9 protein-coding genes and 3 pseudogenes are annotated in these 16439 nt (G+C 61.9%); 1 reads left to right on the top strand and 11 read right to left on the bottom strand.

Features of this window, described 5'->3' with window-relative positions:
- Nucleotides 1-161 precede the first annotated feature (161 nt).
- Nucleotides 162-398 carry a helix-turn-helix domain-containing protein gene (locus tag ACVWW3_RS00060; RefSeq protein WP_018457396.1) on the top strand — a complete coding sequence of 79 codons (237 nt, stop codon included), beginning with the start codon at nt 162-164 and terminating at the stop codon, nt 396-398.
- A gap of 296 nt (nt 399-694) precedes the next feature.
- On the opposite strand, the gene ACVWW3_RS00055 is transcribed toward ACVWW3_RS00060, so the two are convergent.
- From ACVWW3_RS00055 to ACVWW3_RS00005, 11 genes and pseudogenes are all read right to left on the bottom strand, one after another.
- On the bottom strand, nt 695-1252 hold the full coding sequence (locus tag ACVWW3_RS00055; RefSeq protein ID WP_456647363.1) for a phosphoribosyltransferase: 558 nt from the start codon (nt 1250-1252) through the stop codon (nt 695-697).
- Nucleotides 1253-1331: 79 nt separating this feature from the next.
- Complete coding sequence (locus ACVWW3_RS00050; RefSeq protein ID WP_456671824.1) at nt 1332-1853, bottom strand: DNA-processing protein DprA; 522 nt, start codon at nt 1851-1853, stop codon at nt 1332-1334.
- Nucleotides 1854-2400: 547 nt separating this feature from the next.
- The gene (locus ACVWW3_RS00045) at nt 2401-2721 is read right to left on the bottom strand and encodes a DUF736 domain-containing protein (RefSeq protein ID WP_018457399.1); all 321 of its coding nucleotides are present in this window, start codon (nt 2719-2721) and stop codon (nt 2401-2403) included.
- Nucleotides 2722-3272: 551 nt separating this feature from the next.
- Nucleotides 3273-3755, bottom strand: coding sequence for a hypothetical protein (locus ACVWW3_RS00040; RefSeq protein WP_456647362.1), 483 nt, complete (start codon nt 3753-3755; stop codon nt 3273-3275).
- Nucleotides 3756-3893: 138 nt separating this feature from the next.
- Nucleotides 3894-4817: a DUF2493 domain-containing protein gene (locus ACVWW3_RS00035; RefSeq protein WP_456647361.1), complete on the bottom strand. Its 924-nt coding sequence runs from the start codon at nt 4815-4817 to the stop codon at nt 3894-3896.
- Between the two features lie 321 nt (nt 4818-5138).
- Nucleotides 5139-6199 (bottom strand): annotated as a pseudogene (locus ACVWW3_RS00030) (DUF7146 domain-containing protein).
- Nucleotides 6199-10510, bottom strand: a pseudogene (locus ACVWW3_RS00025) (strawberry notch-like NTP hydrolase domain-containing protein). The pseudogenes ACVWW3_RS00030 and ACVWW3_RS00025 overlap by 1 nt, the downstream one beginning before the upstream one ends.
- A 185-nt stretch (nt 10511-10695) precedes the next feature.
- Nucleotides 10696-12816, bottom strand: a complete 2121-nt coding sequence (locus tag ACVWW3_RS00020) for a ParB/RepB/Spo0J family partition protein (protein WP_456647360.1) — start codon at nt 12814-12816, stop codon at nt 10696-10698.
- Nucleotides 12817-12923: 107 nt separating this feature from the next.
- Nucleotides 12924-13217 (bottom strand): annotated as a pseudogene (locus ACVWW3_RS00015) (zincin-like metallopeptidase domain-containing protein); the annotation flags it as partial.
- 496 nt (nt 13218-13713) lie between these two features.
- Entirely contained in the window at nt 13714-16185 is a 2472-nt protein-coding gene (locus ACVWW3_RS00010) for an AAA family ATPase (RefSeq protein ID WP_456647359.1), read from the bottom strand.
- The coding region (locus ACVWW3_RS00005) for a hypothetical protein (RefSeq protein WP_456671792.1) at nt 16182-16439 on the bottom strand (258 nt) is incomplete at its 5' end. The genes ACVWW3_RS00010 and ACVWW3_RS00005, both read right to left, overlap by 4 nt.

Below are 16439 nucleotides of genomic sequence, written 5' to 3'. Positions count from 1 at the left end.
AGAGCGGCATCTGTGTACTTCCACCCCCGCTTCTTGAACGCAGCAGCTGTAGCCGCATTCTGGAACCGACAACATAGAAAGCAGCCGAAAAATGCCGCGCTTGATGGTTTGTCGAGAATACTCCGTGGTGAAATACTCTACAAGAGCATGGCCTGTCGCGCATGGATATACGCGAGATATTGGCGATCAATTTGAGGAAGTATAGACAAGCCCGTGGCCTGTCACAGGAGGAGCTGGCACATCGTGCTGAGATTGACCGGACCTACATCAGCTCGCTCGAGCGGAGTGTTTATGCGGCCGGTATAGATGTCGTCGAGCGTCTTGCGCGCGCTCTTGGCGTTGAGGTCACGGACCTGCTGACACGTCCTACGAAGAAGAAATATCCGCGGCCAGACTAGAGGTGGATACCTTGTCGCATTTCGCCGCCGATCGGCTGATCGAGTCATGCGGCCGTCTTGGGGCAACGATAAAGCACCCTGCGCAATGGAGATCACGCTGCGATACTATCACGTCCCCTCCGCCGCCCGCGTCTCGGAGGTGACCGTGGACACGTACTCGAAGCGCCGAAGCTGATCTGCTGATCTGGCAGGGCAAGCCGGAAACCGCGTTCCGCCTTCGCGGCCGGATCGACAAGGTTTTGGATGCCGCCGAGTTGGGCCCACTGCCCGTGGTGCCAAGCGCTTCTATCGACGAGTCACGTCGATCTGATCTTCGCGCATTCCGCGCGCATTCCGATGGGATTCTTAAGCTGAGCCTTGGTCGTCTTGCCAAACGTGCAGGCGAGCACGACTGGACTGGCCTGCTTGTTGAGACGCCAATACGCTGCGACGAGGTGACCGCCGCTCGTACAAACATCATCGACCAATATCACAGGACCTGACAGCGTCCGCACGATGCGGTACGCGCTCTCGAAATGCTTCGGATCTCGAGGGCCGCCCTCGCGCGACTTCTGCTGGACCTCACCAAAGACCAGGGTCGGCACAACCTTCAGTTTGCCGTTGCCATTTGCAGCGATCTTCTCTGCCAATTCGAGTGTCTTGAATCCGGGCGTCGTGGAGGCGATGACGTGCGAATTCGGGATAGGCACTAGAGAGGCTTCACCGGGATAATGACGCGCAATCATCCGGGCGAGTGCTCGAGGGATTCGCTCTACGAACTCCGACACATTGGACTGATCGAACCGGCGCACCTTCTCGCCGATCTTGAAGTCAAAATATCCCTCAATGGAATCCCCCTTGAGCGCCTTCACCATCTTAGTGGCTACATAATCTTCGTCCCGCCACTCTACATCAGTGTCGGTGAGATATGCACAGAGGCTCAGATGCTTGAGGTCAGGCAATGGCGTGGAGCACGTCGTCGATCGATGACAGAACTCCGACCTTCGGCTTGCCAATGAAGTTCTTTGGCCATGATAGGACGGGGTCGTCGACTACGGACTTCGCGATGAACAACCAGCGGCCGAGCCGTCCGCACTCGGCAGCTTGATGCAAGGTCCCGGAGGTATCGGAGGCTTCGATGATCACGGTCGCGTCGCTGACGGCAGCCATAACTCGATTCCGTACCGGAAAGTTGGATCGGAACACGCGATCGCCATCTTTGAAGGGCGACATCAGCAGGTGATGAGCGTAAATTTGCTGTTGAAGGCTGGCGTTCTCGGCTGGATATGCCTTGTCCAACGGCGTCCCAATGACGGCAGCAACATGGCCGCCATGTTCGATAGCAGAGCCCAGCGCGGCGGTATCAACGCCTTTGGCTAGGCCGCTCACGATTGTTACACCACGCTTGGCGAGCTCACGTGCCAACTGAGACGCACGTTTCCACCCAGCGTCCGAAACCTCACGGGTGCCTACAATCGAGACAGTGGGAGCGTCGAGTAGATCGAGGTTGCCAGCATAGAATACGGTTGCCTCTCTCTCCGTTGCAGCGTCGCGCAGGAAAAATCCATCTGCCGGTCGTCAAGCGCCGGTCGACCAATGCGTTTCAGAAGGTCCGGAAATGGATAGGCATGCCGTTCGGGAGGAGGCGTGTATTCACTTCTCCTTCGCCGGGAAGAGCCGGCGGGCGTTGAGCCGCTAGTTGCGTGAAGGGGCATGCTGCGAATCCGCAAATGATGGTTTCAGAGTTTACCGGCATTAACGTCTGTGTTGAGGGTTTTTTTCCTGGACAGGCAGTTAGCGCTTGTCGGCGCAGGGGCAGGCGCTAGGGTCGGGCGCGGCCACAAAAACGATGACTAATCAATAGCTTATTGAAGTAAGTGGCCGAACAATGTTTTTCGCCGTTCTCCCCGGCGTCGGAAGCCGTAGCGAGCATGTTGGTCTGACCAGTACGGTTGATGCTTTTCCTTTGGGCTGAGGAAGGGAACCCCGCCCGATCAACTCGGGCGGGGCTTTGGACCGAGCCTCACTCCCCGGTCTTGCGCGGCCGCGACCACAAGAGCGTGTAGCCCTCGCCGCCTTCGTCGTCGAACAGGTTCGCGTAGATCGGCGCGTTGAACGAGGGATCGTCAAGCTTGAGCGAGAGGTAATCGCGGCCCTCCTCGGAGCGCTTAGACCAAGCCGCCCCGATCTCCGCCCGACCCACATAGATGCGGTGGCTGGGAGCGTTATCGTTGGAGCGGTTGGTCTCGGCGACGATGCGGACGCCCTTGGCCTGCAAACTCAGGGTGACGATCTCGCCCTGGAAATCGTTACCGACTTTCTTGAAAGAACCGATGTTAGCCATGTCACTTCTCCTGTTGTGTTTCGAGCCCGCGACCACCGCGGCCTCGATGGCGATCTAAAGGCCGAAGACGATCGGCGACGCACCCGCTGGCGGGCCGGAGCGCAGCGGAGGACGCCGTTGGAGCGACTTTCTTGTCTCGCGAGGAATGGGCGCAAGCCCAGGGGAAGAAAGTCGCTCCAACGGCGTTGCGGCTCAGACGATCGAGGCGCAGCCGCTCTTTGGGCCAGATCGAGCCATCAAAGAGGCCACGTGCGTCCGCGTGCTGAACCGCAATCTTAAGGAGAAGATTTGGCGAATCTCGGTTGTGCTGAGCAATAGGTCGGTACGGGTCGGCGCAGAAGGAGAAACAATCTGCCGCAAAGGGCGGTATCGTCCCCCCAGAAATGATCGAGCGCGGCGCGCCCCACCGCAGCTATGCGGGCCAGACAGAGATTGGTGGGGCTTGCTTAAAGGGTTCGAGGAGAAACGCGGTTACCTTTCGCTCAATCTCGCCCCCCTCTCGTTCAACCTGGTCTCTGTGCGAGCTTGCTGGACCTGATGGCAACGACGCCTCATTGCTCGTGCTTGGCGGCGGTAAGAACTGGTCGAGGTGTATTCTCCACCACCCCGGCCGAGTTCGATGGGCGGGTCCTCGCGAAAAAGGTCAAACGCGCCCATGCCGTGCCGCCGATGCAAAGCGCACCTACGCAAGCGAAGGCCTCGCGCCAAACCAGCGAGGCGACCTCGATCTGCGACAGGGCAAACACCACATGATAGCCGGCGATTGCCGCGGGGACCGCGAAGACGGTTGCGATCGCGACGCGCAAGGTCAAGGACTGACTAACGGCGAGAGTGAGCTGACCAGCGGCAAGCGTCAGCGCGCCAGAAACAATTCCGATAAGCAGTGCGCCGAAGACGCCCGCGCCATCACGAAATGCGGACATTCCGACGGTAACCGCGACGACAAACGGCAAGGCATAGACCGCGAGCGCAAAGATCAGCCAGCAGAACAAACCGATGCCAAGCGTGTTGAGGGCAAGCCCAAGGGCGAGCATGGCGGTGGCTCCAATGCACAGACGTATTGGTCGCGCCTCCACCACCACCACGGCGCGGCTTTGCACGTAAAATCGAAACGAGGCGGAGTTGCGGCGCGCAACGCCATCTTGGTCGGCTTGGAGGCGAGTAGACGGCGCTCATGCGCCGCCGAACTTCCAAACGGGAATACCGAGCCGCTTCGCCTTGTCAGCGAGATTGTCCTGAATTCCCGTGCCCGGGAAATGCATGACGCCGATCGGCAGGAGTTCGAGCATCGCATCGTTGCGCTTGAACGGCGCCGCCTTGGCGTGCCTGGTCCAGTCGGGCTTGAAGGCGATCTGTGGCACTTTGCGGCTGGTTGCCCATTTGGAGGCGATCAGTTCGGCACCCTTCGGAGAGCCGCCATGCAAGAGGACCATGTCGGGGTGCTTGGCATGAACCTTGTCGAGGCGATCCCAGATGAGGTTGTGGTCATTGAAGTCGAGCCCGCCGGTGAGTGCGATTTTCGGTCCTGGTGGCAACAAGACCTCAGTCTCGGCGCGTCGTTTGGCGGCAATGAAGTCGCGGGAGTCGATCATTGCCGCGGTGAGCGTGCGGTGGTTGACCAATGATCCCGATCGCGGCCGCCAGGATGCGCCGGTGTTGACCTCAAATCGTTCGATGGCCTGGTCGCGAAAGAGCTCCAGGCAGTTGCGGCGCTCGATCAGCGTGATGCCTTCGGCTGTTAGGCGCTCAAGCTCGACCGATCGCACTTCGGAGCCGTTCTGCTCGCGTTGGCTCTTCTGCTGCGCCTGTTCGTTATTATCGAGCTGCCGCTCGATGCGGTCGACGGCACGATGGAACAGGTTGACTGTCGACCAGAGCAGATCGTCAAGATCCGGCTCAAGCCGCGTGTCGCTCAGGGTCGCGACCAGGGCGTCGAATATATCCGCGACGGCGCCGCCAATCATCTTGCCCTCGGGGAGCGGTCTTGGATCGGGCTGGTCGTCGAATGGACGATGGCCGAAGAGCTGTAGTTCGGTGATGACTTGGTCGGTCGGAGAAGAGTTGTGCAGCGGTTCGATGTCGTCATGGTCGGTCATGGGAAGAGGTCCTTTGCCGGATCGGCCGCGACCATCGCGGGCTTCGTGGCGATCCTCTGACGGCGGGCGAAGCGTGCCAGAACCCGAAAGGGCCGAAGCGGCAGCGGAGGATGGCGGAGGCCGGCTATTTTGCTTCGCGGCGCGGCCAACCCAATGATGTGTCTTCACATCGCCGGCGCGCGGCGGAAAATAGCCGGACGCAGCCATTGCCGGCCCGGGCCGCTTGCCGTCCGATCGCCCTCTAGAAGGCCGAGGTCGCGTCCTCTTCCGGTATTGGCCTCGCCTGTGACTGGCCCATCAACGTCGATCGAAGACCGAGAGCTATTCCGCGGGCACCGTCGAGGAATGCAGGAAGCGAAGGACGTCCTCTGGCACGAGCTGGAACCGCAACGCTGCTCGGACGGCATCGAGGCCGAAGACATGGAGATCTTCGTTGAAGTCACCCAGCCGGGGCGACAGCGCGATTGCTTCAATGCCGGCGTCCGCTGCGCGGCGGCTGAGAGTCGCCTGCACCACATCGCCGGCAGCATCGAGATCGCGGGCGATGTAGAGCCGGCGCAGCCCAGTGGGAAGCACCATGGCTGAGAGGTGATTGGCCGAGAGCGCAGCCGCCATGGGCATGCTCGGCAGCACGTAACGTAGCGAAAGCATGGTTTCGATTCCCTCGCCGGCAGCGAGGACGTCGTCCACCACGCCGAAGCGAACCGCGTTGCCGAGGAGATCGCCCATCGCGCGTCGGGGGGTGTCGATCGGAGCTTTGCCCAGCCGAATGCGATCAAAGCCGTCCGGGTCGAGCCAGGTGCGATGCACGCCAGTGATCCTGCATTCGAGATCCGTGACGCAGGCGATCATCGCCGGCCAGGTCTCGGCTGGCAGGTGTTCGTTGGGCCGATAATAGCAGCGCGGATGGAAGCGCAGGCTGCCACCATGGTGCAGGTGGGCGATCCCGCGACGCTGCAAATATGTCTCCACCAGCGTCCCCTCGATCGGTTGGGATATCATGAAGAGTCGTCTCGCCGCCTCTTGCGATCCAGCCGGTGCTAATGGACGAACGGGTTTCGGGGCGACCTCCGGTTCACTACGAGCCAGCCTCAGAAAGCGCCTCGCCTCCTCTGCGACCTCCCGGAAATCGCGCAAGCCGCATGTTTCACGAATGACGTCGAGAAGATCGCCATGCTCGCCGGTTGCGGCGTCGGTCCATTTTCCGGCAGGGCCTTTCGGCAAATCCTTGAGCCGCACAAACAACGAGCGGCCAGGGTGTTGTTGACATCCCCGACCAGCCAGTACCGGCCCTGCCGCTTGCCGTTGGAGAGATAGTGTCGGCACACCGCCTCGGCCTCGCGCGCGAGGCGGCGTGCCAGTTCGCAAGGCTCGCGACGCATCAGGCGGCCTCCCGCTCACTGGCACGCTCGACCGGATAACGGTCGAGTACCTTGGACAGAATCTCGACACCGCTCCCGTCCGTGGGCAAGAACATGCGCAGCTTCCAGGAGATGATTTCTCCAAAGAGGCCGTAAGCCCGCAAGCGATCGCGCATGGTGTCGTTGAAGCCCGCCAGTTCGATGCGGTGTGCGCCCATCACCCGGACACGGCGAAGCTGGAGTCCCTCCGCAAGTTCGAGGACGGTCCGCCCCTCCATCAGCGCGGCGAAAGCGGCGTCTGGCGCGAGCGCCGGCGCGTCAGCCGCAAGGACATTCGCGACCCAGGTAACCGAGACCTTGCGGCCGACGATCCGCTCGCCTGCGTCGGTCTGAAGCCGATAAACCCTGGTCGACTCGTTCGGCAGCCGCTTCCAGATCGGCAGCAGCAAGCCGGTCACGATGTGGATCGTGCTTTCCGTGAACGCTGGGATCTCGGTAAGCTCCGCCAGCCAGGCCGCGGCGAAGCGTCCGCGGTCCACTTCGACCCAATGGCTTTCCGCCATCATTCTTAAGGGGACGCTTTGCTGTTCCACGGGCCGGATCAGGCGGACGCGCCGCTCGATCTCGCCGTCATCAAGCATGAAGCTCGGAGCCGCGACCTGCACCGCTGCTCGTCCCGAGCGCTCATTGATTAACAGGATGGCTCGAGGATCAGAAAGATGAGCAAGAGCACCATCCAGGCTCACAGGATGATTGCGCTGGCGCTGGGCGATGGTGAGAAGCCGGGTCTCGGCGCCAGTGCCCGGATGGACATAGATCGTCCGCCGGTCGGTGACGGCAAAGCTCTCGGCGCTGAGCGTTTCCAGTCCGACGTCATAGCTGCCCGAGGCGACCGCGCCCTCGATCCGGGCGGTCAAGAGCTGCTCGAAGACGGTGAACAGAACGTTCTGAAGATCGATCGTGAGCGCCAGCAACCTGTTCAGGAAGGTCGTGATCGGCGGCAGGTCATCCTTGAGCCCATTGGCATCCGTGAGATTCAGGCCGGTCGCATCCTCAAACCGCTCGAGCGAGCAGCCGTCGACCTTGCCCCGCGCCAGCAGCGTATAGAGCTGGCGCAACGCGTCGCGGCCGTAATGGCTTTCGAGATTGTCCTCGGGTCGGAACAGGCCCTGCCCTCCGGTCTGGCGTTGGCCACGCGTGATGGCGCCCAACGTATCGAGCCGGCGCGCGATGGTGCTGAGAAAACGCTTTTCGGCCTTCACATCGGTCGCGATGGGACGAAACAGTGGCGGCTGCGCCTGGTTGGTCCGGTTGGTGCGGCCGAGCCCCTGGATCGCGGCGTCCGCCTTCCAGCCGGGCTCGAGCAAATAGTGGACCCGCAGGCGGCGATTCCGCGCCGACAGCTCGGCATGGTAGCTCCTTCCCGTGCCGCCCGCGTCGGAGAAAACGAGAATCTGCTTGACGTCGTCCATGAAGGCCGAGGTCTCGGCGAGGTTGGCCGAACCGGCCCGGTTTTCGACCACAAGCCGGTCGCCCTTGCGAACGATGCGGCGTGAGCGGCCTGTGACCTCCGCGACCATGTCGGTGCTGAAGCGCTGGATCACCTGGTCCAACGCGCCCGGGACCGGAGGCAGCGACGCGAGCTTCTCGATGAGGCGGTCGCGGCGAGCGACGGCCTCCCGGCTCTCGACCGGTTGGCCGTCGCGATAGACGGGCCGGGAGCAGAGATTGCCCTCCTGGTCGGTGAAAGGCTCGTAGAGCTGCACCGGAAAGGAGTGGGCGAGATAGTCGAGGACATACTCGCGCGGGGTTATGTCGACCTGGACGTCGCCCCACTCCTCAGTCGGCATCTCGGCGAGCCGGCGCTCCATTAGCGCCTCGCCGGTCGAGACGATCTGGATGACAGCGGCGTGGCCGGCGTCAAGATCGCGTTCGATCGAGTGGATCAGCGACGGCGTCTTCATCGAAGTCAATAGGTGGCCGAAGAAGCGCTGCTTGGCGCTCTCGAAAGCGGATCGCGCGGCCGATTTAGCCTGGCCGTTCAACGTGCCGGTCTCGCCAGTGATATTCGCGGCCCGCATTGCTGCATCGAGATTGTTATGGATGACGCTGAACGCGCCGGCGTAGACGTCGTAGACGCGTACCTGCTCGGGCGTGAGCTGGTGCTGGACGAGCTCGTACTCGACGCCCTCGTAAGAGAGCGAGCGGGCCGCGTAGAGACCGAGCGCCTTAAGGTCGCGCGCGAGCACTTCCATGGCCGCGACGCCGCCCTCGTCGATCGCCTCGACGAACTCCGCCCGGGTGGCGAACGGGAAATCGTCGCCGCCCCATAAGCCCAGCCGCTGGGCGTAGGCGAGATTGTGGACCGTGGTGGCACCGGTCGCCGAAACATAGACGACGCGGGCATTCGGCAACGCGTGCTGGAGCCTGAGCCCGGCACGCCCCTGCTGGGATGCCGCCTGGTCGCCGCGCTCGCCCTTCTGGCCTGCCGCGTTCTGCATCGCGTGGCTCTCGTCGAAGACGATCACTCCGTCGAAGTCGGAGCCCAACCATTCAACGATCTGCCGCACGCGCGAAAGCTTCTCGCCGCGCTCATCGGTGCGCAGCGTAGCGTAGGTGGTGAAAAGGACGCCTTCCGCGAGCCGGATCGGTGCGCCCTGGCGAAACCTTGACAGTGGCGTCACGAGCAACCGCTCCATGCCGAGCGCGGACCAGTCGCGCTGCGCGTCTTCGATCAGCTTGTCGGATTTACTGATCCAGACCGCGCGGCGGCGACCCTTGAGCCAGTTGTCGAGCAGGATACCGGCGACCTGCCGTCCCTTGCCCGCCCCGGTGCCGTCGCCCAAGAACCAGCCGCGGCGAAAGCGGACGGCATTTTCTGCATCGTCGCGTGCGGCCGCCACAACATCAAAGGTTGGATCTATCGTCCAGGAGCCCGCAAGAAATTCGGAATGCGCTTCTCCGGCATAGATGACGCTCTCAAGCTGGGCGTCGGAGAGGAAGCCATCCGCCACGACATTGGCCGCGGTAAGACGGCTTCGGCGGCGCGACCGAGGCCATCGCGGCGGACTGCACGAGCTTGGTCGGATGCGCATGCGCGTCCGGAATACGGATCGCATGCAGCGCGTATTCCTCATAAAGCGCGTCGGTCAGTCGAGCGCCTTCCGGAGGCGTCCACTCGACAGTCTCGTAAGTGAGCTCGACGCCCTCGGTCGCTACATTTCCCGAAGTCGACCATGGTCGCGGTGCAAAGGCGCCGACCGGCCGCGGCGTCGCGGGGCGCTTGATGACGTTGACCACGACGGGGGTGGCGACCGGCAGCCTTGGAGGCACATGCTGGCTCACCCAGCCGAGCAATGTGGCGACATCGCCCGCCATGCCCAGCGACTCCGGAAAGACCTTCGGATCTGCGGCAGGCTGCTTGTCGATCACAAGCAGCCTTGTGTCGGTCTGCGTTCCGTGTTTCGCATAGACCGCGCCATCGATGGCCGCAGAAAACACCACTCGCCCGCGCTCCTGGAGTCGAACGAAGGCATCTCGCCATGCCGGATTATCGGGCGTAAGGCTCGCGCCGGTAATGGCGACCAGACGACCGCCGTCGCAAAGACGCGCGAGGGCTGAGGCGATGTGCCGGAAAGCCGCGTCCGCCATCCGTCGATCGACGTTCGCCAATGCCGAGAACGGCGGGTTCATCAGGACGACGCTCGGTACGACACCCGCATCGAGGTGATCATCGATCTGGGTGGCGTCGAATCGCGTGACCTTAACCTTGGCGAACAGTTGCTCGAGCAATGCGGCGCGGGCCTCGGCCAGCTCGTTCAATGCCAAGGCGCCGCCGGCGAGCTCGGCAAAAATGGCGAGCAAGCCGGTCCCCGCGGAGGGCTCCAAAACCCGATCGGACGGCGTGATGCCGGCCGCGGTGCATGCGGCGAGCCCAAGCGGGATCGGCGTCGAGAATTGTTGAAGGGCCTGACTGTCCTCGGAGCGCCGCGTGTGGGTCGGCAGACGGCGCGCGATTCTCGCGAGCATCAGCAACATCGCGGCCGTCGAGCCGGCCTCGACACGAATTGCGGGACCAAACTTGCGAAGGAACAGAACAGTTGCCGCCTCGCAGACATCATAGGCGGTTTTCCAGTTCCAGACGCCAGTGGCGTCGGAAGCGCCGAAGGCAGCTTCCATGGCGCTACGCAGGACAGCGGCATCGATGCGACGGCCGCGCTCGAGATCAATCACGAGCTGTCGCGCGGCCCTGACGGCGGCGGAGGTGAGACTTGCAGCGGCGCGCACCGAGAGCGGCGCGGCGGCAGCGCCGCCGGCGAGAGATTCGGTCATGAGAGGGTTTCTTTCGGAGAGCAGGAAAGGATCGAACCATCAGGCGCTCTCCTTTGACCCCGACGGCTCAAAACCCTTCCCGGCCCGGCTCTCCCTCTCAGCGCTCGCCCAGAAAAATGGGGACCGGCGCTGCACACCGGTCCCCAAGCACCTACGGACGGCCAGAGCCGTCCAACTCCATGATCTCACTCAGCGGCGTCGAGTTGTTGCGGATCCTCATCCTCGTTCGCGTTCTCCCGATCCTCGTCCTCTCCGAGGAATTCAGGCAGCGGGCCCGCTTCACTCTCCTGCTCCAGTGACGATACGCCGGACTCGACGACACGCAGCGGCTCCGGCAACCAGCCCGAACCATCGAGAAGGCGCTCAGCCTCCTTGGCCATGTCGGCCTTCTTCAGGGGGTCGATCAATTGCGCGGACGATTCGCCTCTTGCTTCGCGCACCGCCTCCAGGATGCGAGGTTTGGTGACCCGGCCGAGATAGTTGTCGACGGAGGGCTTCCAGCCCGCTCGGACCATGTCGAGGCGGACGGCGCGCGCGAGCACATCCGCCTGGTCGAGCCGGGTGCGGACGCCGCGGGCGGAGACGCGGCCCTGATTGTAGCGGCTGGCCGGCTCGTAGGGAGCGTTGACCGCAAATGACGCACAGTGAGCGAACAGGGACGCCTGTGCGCCGCAATCGAGAGCTGCGAGCGCATCCCAAAGATCGTTCTCGCTGTTCGGCAATCGTGCTTTCCAGGACTCATGCCGCGCCTCAACGGCCTTCGCGGACGCGCTTTCCCTCAAGCCAGGCGCTTGAGCCGGAAAGGTCGGCGTGCGAAGGCCGATCTCAAGGCAGCCGCCGGACGATGCGAAGCGGTAAAAGGCCGTCAGCACGAAGTTGTGCAGCACCGCCTGAAACGCGATCGCAGGATTTTCTGCCAGCGCATCCCGCAACGCCAACGTGCGATGCGCCGTCAGCTCGGTGATCAGCCGATCCGGCAGAGGTTTCGTGGCGTCCTCATCATCTTCTTCCACCTCAGGAGCGCCACCCGCGATGGCGATGGCCGTGTGCTGGACGGAAGTACCAGCCGCCTTCCCCTCGTTTGACTGTGTGTCGGCGCCCTGCCCGATATCAGGATCGTCTGCCGACATGTCGTCCTCCGGCCGGACGTAACCCCGATCCACCGAGAGGCGGCCTTCGGAATCGATGCAGACGAAGACGCCAGCGCGGACGATCTCGGCCGGATCGTAAATCATTGGCCGGTCTTCGAACGCGACCAGTGCCGCCTCGATTTCGCCGAGACGCTCATCGACCCCATCGGGCAACTCGTCGGCATCCTGATAATCGGATTCAAGCTTGGCCCGCTCCGCGTTGAGGGCGTCGATGGTGGCCTGCTCCTCCGGGGAGAGATCGACAGGTTTGCCCTCCAGCTCTCGCAGGCCATCCGTGTGGCCGTAGTGGAATTCGACCGCGAGCGAAATCCACTTCCAGCCTTCGGCTGCAATCGACTCGGCTTCGGCTTTGAGTTTTTCTGTCACGAGACGGTCGAGCAAGGCAGTGTCCTGGAGCCAGCCGCCATCATCGCGCTCGAACAGATCCCGCAAAACGCCGCCACCAGCCTGCTCGTAAGCATCCAGCCCAATGAACTGAACGCGGCGATCGGTCGCGCGCGCGGTATTTTCCGTGAGCATCCGCCGGATCTGATAGGGCTCATCATATCCGGATCGGCTGACGTTCTCCCAGACCTGCTCCTGCCTGGCGTGCTCGGCTGTAACAGAGAAGGCCATGAGTTGCTCGAGAGTCATACCGTCTTCGGCATAGACGTCGTGGAGCTTTGCCGACACGGACGCCAGCCGGAGTCGTTGCTTAACGACAGCCGGCGTCACGAAGTGCCGAGCCGCGATATCCTCCTCGGACATGCCGGCGGCACTCAAGGTCTGGAAGGCTCGGAACCGATCGAGCGGATGAAGCCCTACCCGCTCGTCATTTTCTGCAAGCGAGTCGTCTTCAGCAATGCCGCCCTCGCGCACGACACAGGGAACCGCCTGCGTCTTCGCCATGCGCTTCTGCCTTACGAGAAGTTCCAGCGCGCGATAGCGCCGGCCACTTGCCGGCACCTCGAACATGCCGGTCTCATTGCCTTCAGTGTCCACGACCGCCCGCACGTTGAGACTTTGCAGGAGCGTACGCTGCGCGATACTTTCGGCGAGTTGCTCGATGGAAATGCCCGCCGTCAGATGCCGGACGTTGGACTGGCTCAGCACCAGCTTGTTGAACGGAATATCACGCGAGGGCGACAAGGTGATCTTTTGGACAGCCTTCGTCATGCCGATTCTCCACGACGGGCGGCCGAGAGCCTCTCTCTCGACCTCCAACCCGTCGCGGAAAACGACCCGCCCTCTCACTCTCGTGCCCGCGGTGACCGGGCGGAGCCTCACGCCGCTTCCTGGTTCGCTTTTTCCGCCTTCATGTCGGCAGCGGGTGCTGGCAAGAATCCAAGGAGATAGTCCGCGACCTTGCTGGCCTGTGAAGCGGCCCGGACAATTGCACGATTGTCCTCGCGCAACACATCGAGCCACGAGCCGATATAATCGGCGTGCCGCACCGTCGGTACGATACCGAGCGACGCGCAACCGAACGCAGAGGCAATTTCCGCGACCAACTCCTCAAAGGCATACTTCTTGGTACCAAAGCTGCCCGACAAGTCGCGGTTGAGACGTGACGGATGCCTGAGCACCACACCGATATTGTAAGCTGTCGTCGCCACGGCACAGCTGGCTGCTCTCCGGTGCATCGATGCCCCAGAGCCGGATGCGCACTCCATGTATTTCCAATGTGTCGCCGTCGATAACACTGGCCTGGCCGACAAAATCGTCGGCCAACGCTACGCTCGACAGAATGGCGATAATCAATGCGACAGAGGTTCGACGCATTCCAATGACCTTCTAGCTACCGCAAATCTCGCGGATTGGATTTCGGCCAGTTCGCGAGTGGCTTCAGCGCTGGCAGGTTCGCAGGCCGCTCGGGATAGTGAAACTCCGCAAGGAGGCCGAGGACAAACCTGACCATTAGGCTGAGTGGAACTACATGTCTCCAGTTCCGCGAGAACAAGAACCGAAGCCGGTTGCACCTGCGGCTCCTGCGAGGCGATCTATTTTCGATGACGTTGACCGCTAATCAGGCCGGGCTCATCGGTGCCGGCAAGAGGACCTCACCACCGATGTTCAAAACTTTTGGCTAAGCGAGCGATAGTAGCGGTACTGACCCGAGCCGGCTGGGTGCTCGAACTGAAAGCAGCTTGCGAAACTCTCAATCGCCTGCATCACCCCTTTCAAGGAAGGGGCAGTGAAGGCGTGGGTCTGACCAGTGGACCAGTGGGACAGATAGTTGCTCACGATGGTCGCTACAGCGGTGCCGAGACCGGTGATCTGGGCAGGCTCCAACACCAGGCGGCGAGCAGCATCGTGGAGATCGACAGCTGCCTTGATGGCGTCGATCAGGTTCTTTGCCATATGTTTGTCGTCGTTAAAAGCAATGGCAATCGGTACGGGTACGCCGACCTTTGAGATGACTTCCTCGAGTTTGAACTCCAGATACTGCCTGATCCGCGGAGCAGCATCGTCCGTATTACCGGTGTCGAGAAAGGCGTGGGTTGCATCGCGGACTTTGTGGATCGCACCCGACTGCGGCAGGACGGCCGTCCGCGCGGTGCCCTGGATGCATTGATGCCACCACTCTCCCTCATTCGCGTTAGTGTTGAACAGCTTTTCGAGAACGGTGTCATGGCTCAGCAGAACCACCTGTGGACCGCTGGGGACGCCGGGGCGGGCAAATTGTCCTTTGATCACGTTCATCAAATGAAACTGGTGCCCGGAATCGAGGCTCGATGTTACATCATCGAGAATGAGAAACTTGGCCCCCGCCCCGTAGAGCGACGCCGCCGCCAAGTAGACGCTGATCGCAAAGGCGTTGCGATAGCTCTCGGAGAGAACGGCTTGAGCTGAAATGTCTGGCAGGGTCCAGAATTGTGCGAGGGAGATAGAGAGATCCTCGCTACCGACACGCTTCTTCAGTGCTGGCACAACATCGGTGAACATGATCGCCGCGAAGATGGTCCGCGTGACCGGTTCTATGGCGATGAGCCGACGCGCGCTTGTAGCGGATTCAGAGCTGGCGAACGATGAGCTCGCGGCGTCGAGAAAGGTCTTTACCCGGGCGATACGCGCAAGTTCCGCGCCGACGTCGGAATGCCCCTTCATGGCGGCGCGCAAGTCCGACAGATTCGTCTGAAGACGACGTGCGGCTTCAGCCTTTTCGACAACCGCCGTGAGTTTGTTGGGCAAGCTCTTCTCCAGAGCCGTCTTGCTATCCGTGAGCTCTGCGACCTTCGCGTCGGCGCGATCGGTCAGCGTCTTCAGCCATTCAGTAACGGCACGTGCACGCGTGCCGTCGAGGGTTCCCTTGACGCCGATGTCCTTTGCCTCGGCAAGGTGGGCCACCTCTTCAGGTCGGCGACCCAACCGCTCCAGGTCTTCGAGTTGATTCCAGCCCCTTTCGGTCCACTCTTGAACCAGATTAGCCGAAGCCGCCTCAACCGCCTCGAAGTCGGCGATTTTACGACGAACATGATTGAGAACCGAATTGGTGTCCAATCGATCGCATGCCGGGCAGACGCACTTATCCGCCCAGGAGTCATCGGCAAGGATGGTTTCGCTGAGGCCGTAGAGCTGATGGAATAGAACCCCTTGGGTGACCTGCAGCGCAGTGTCGCGGGCGTCTGCTAGCTCGATCAGACGCCCGGCATCCTCTTCGCTTGGCGCGGTTTTCGCCGCGTCAATCCAACTCGTTTGATCGCGGAGGATTTTCGCGAGCTGTTCCCTTGCCTCACCACCCTCGGCGGTCTTTGCGGCATCGACGCAAGCCGACGGGTCGATCTCCTCGAACGTGCGACCCTCGCAAATCGGCCTAAGCAGCTCAACGCCATGAAGGGCGGAATGAGCCTTCGCGAGCATCGTCGTTTCGGCTTCCGCCGGATCATACTCGTCTGCGACCAGCGCCGTGTAGGCCTCCTTGATGTTGGCCCGGGCGCGCTGTGCGGTAACGGTCGCGCTGTTTTGAGTGGCCTCCTTGGCGGCCACGCCGAAGTGGTTGTTGAATGCCTTCGTGTTCGCAAGCGACGCAAGGCCCTGTCGCAAGGCGGAGTAACGCTTCAGACCGAGCAGTCCGGCAAACGATCGACCGCGCTTCTGCGGTGAAAAGTCGATGAAGTCCTGAAAGGTCTTTCCGTCAAGGAGGACGAACTCGCGATTGATATCAGCGAGAATGGCGTCTCCATCTGCGCCGTTGCTCGCCGAGACAGTCCGGGCGCCTGCGGCATCGCGCTGGACGGTTATGGTGACCTCCGCGCCACCGGCGGCCGGCTCCAAGGTCAGAGCGACGGTCCCGACGCCACCAGTATGGAAGCGGTTAAGATAGTAGGATGGTCCCTTTTCGGCTGCCGGTAGATCCTCCAACTTCGGAATTCGACCGGTAATCGCATAAACGATGGCGTCGAAGATTGATGTCTTTCCGACCCCGTTGGGCGCGGAAATCGAGTTGACGCAATCCGGTTTGAGTTTGAGTACGAGCGGTGCGCCCTCGTTGTTGATGCCGCGAAACCCTTCGACGGAGACCCTTTGAAGATACCAACCGCTCATTGTGCGGCGCCTTCGCTGGAGAAAGGTTGTTCGGGCTCGACGGGCGCGGTCGCCGCATACAATGCGTCAAGCAGTTCGCCTTGATCGAATGGGATTTCTAGGCTGATCTTGGAGAGCGACGCAGACAAAACTCTTGCGAGAGCATCATCGACTGTCTTGAGTTCGCTCGTGAATGCAGAAATATTTTGATCGACTGTTTGAGTGTCATCGATCTCAAACGCAGTTAGCCTGTCCTTAGCCATTGTAGCCCCCCG

Source organism: Bradyrhizobium sp. LM2.9 (assembly GCF_054056555.1).
Note: the sequence above shows the minus strand (reverse complement) of the source record. Positions and strands in the feature narration are given on the sequence as shown.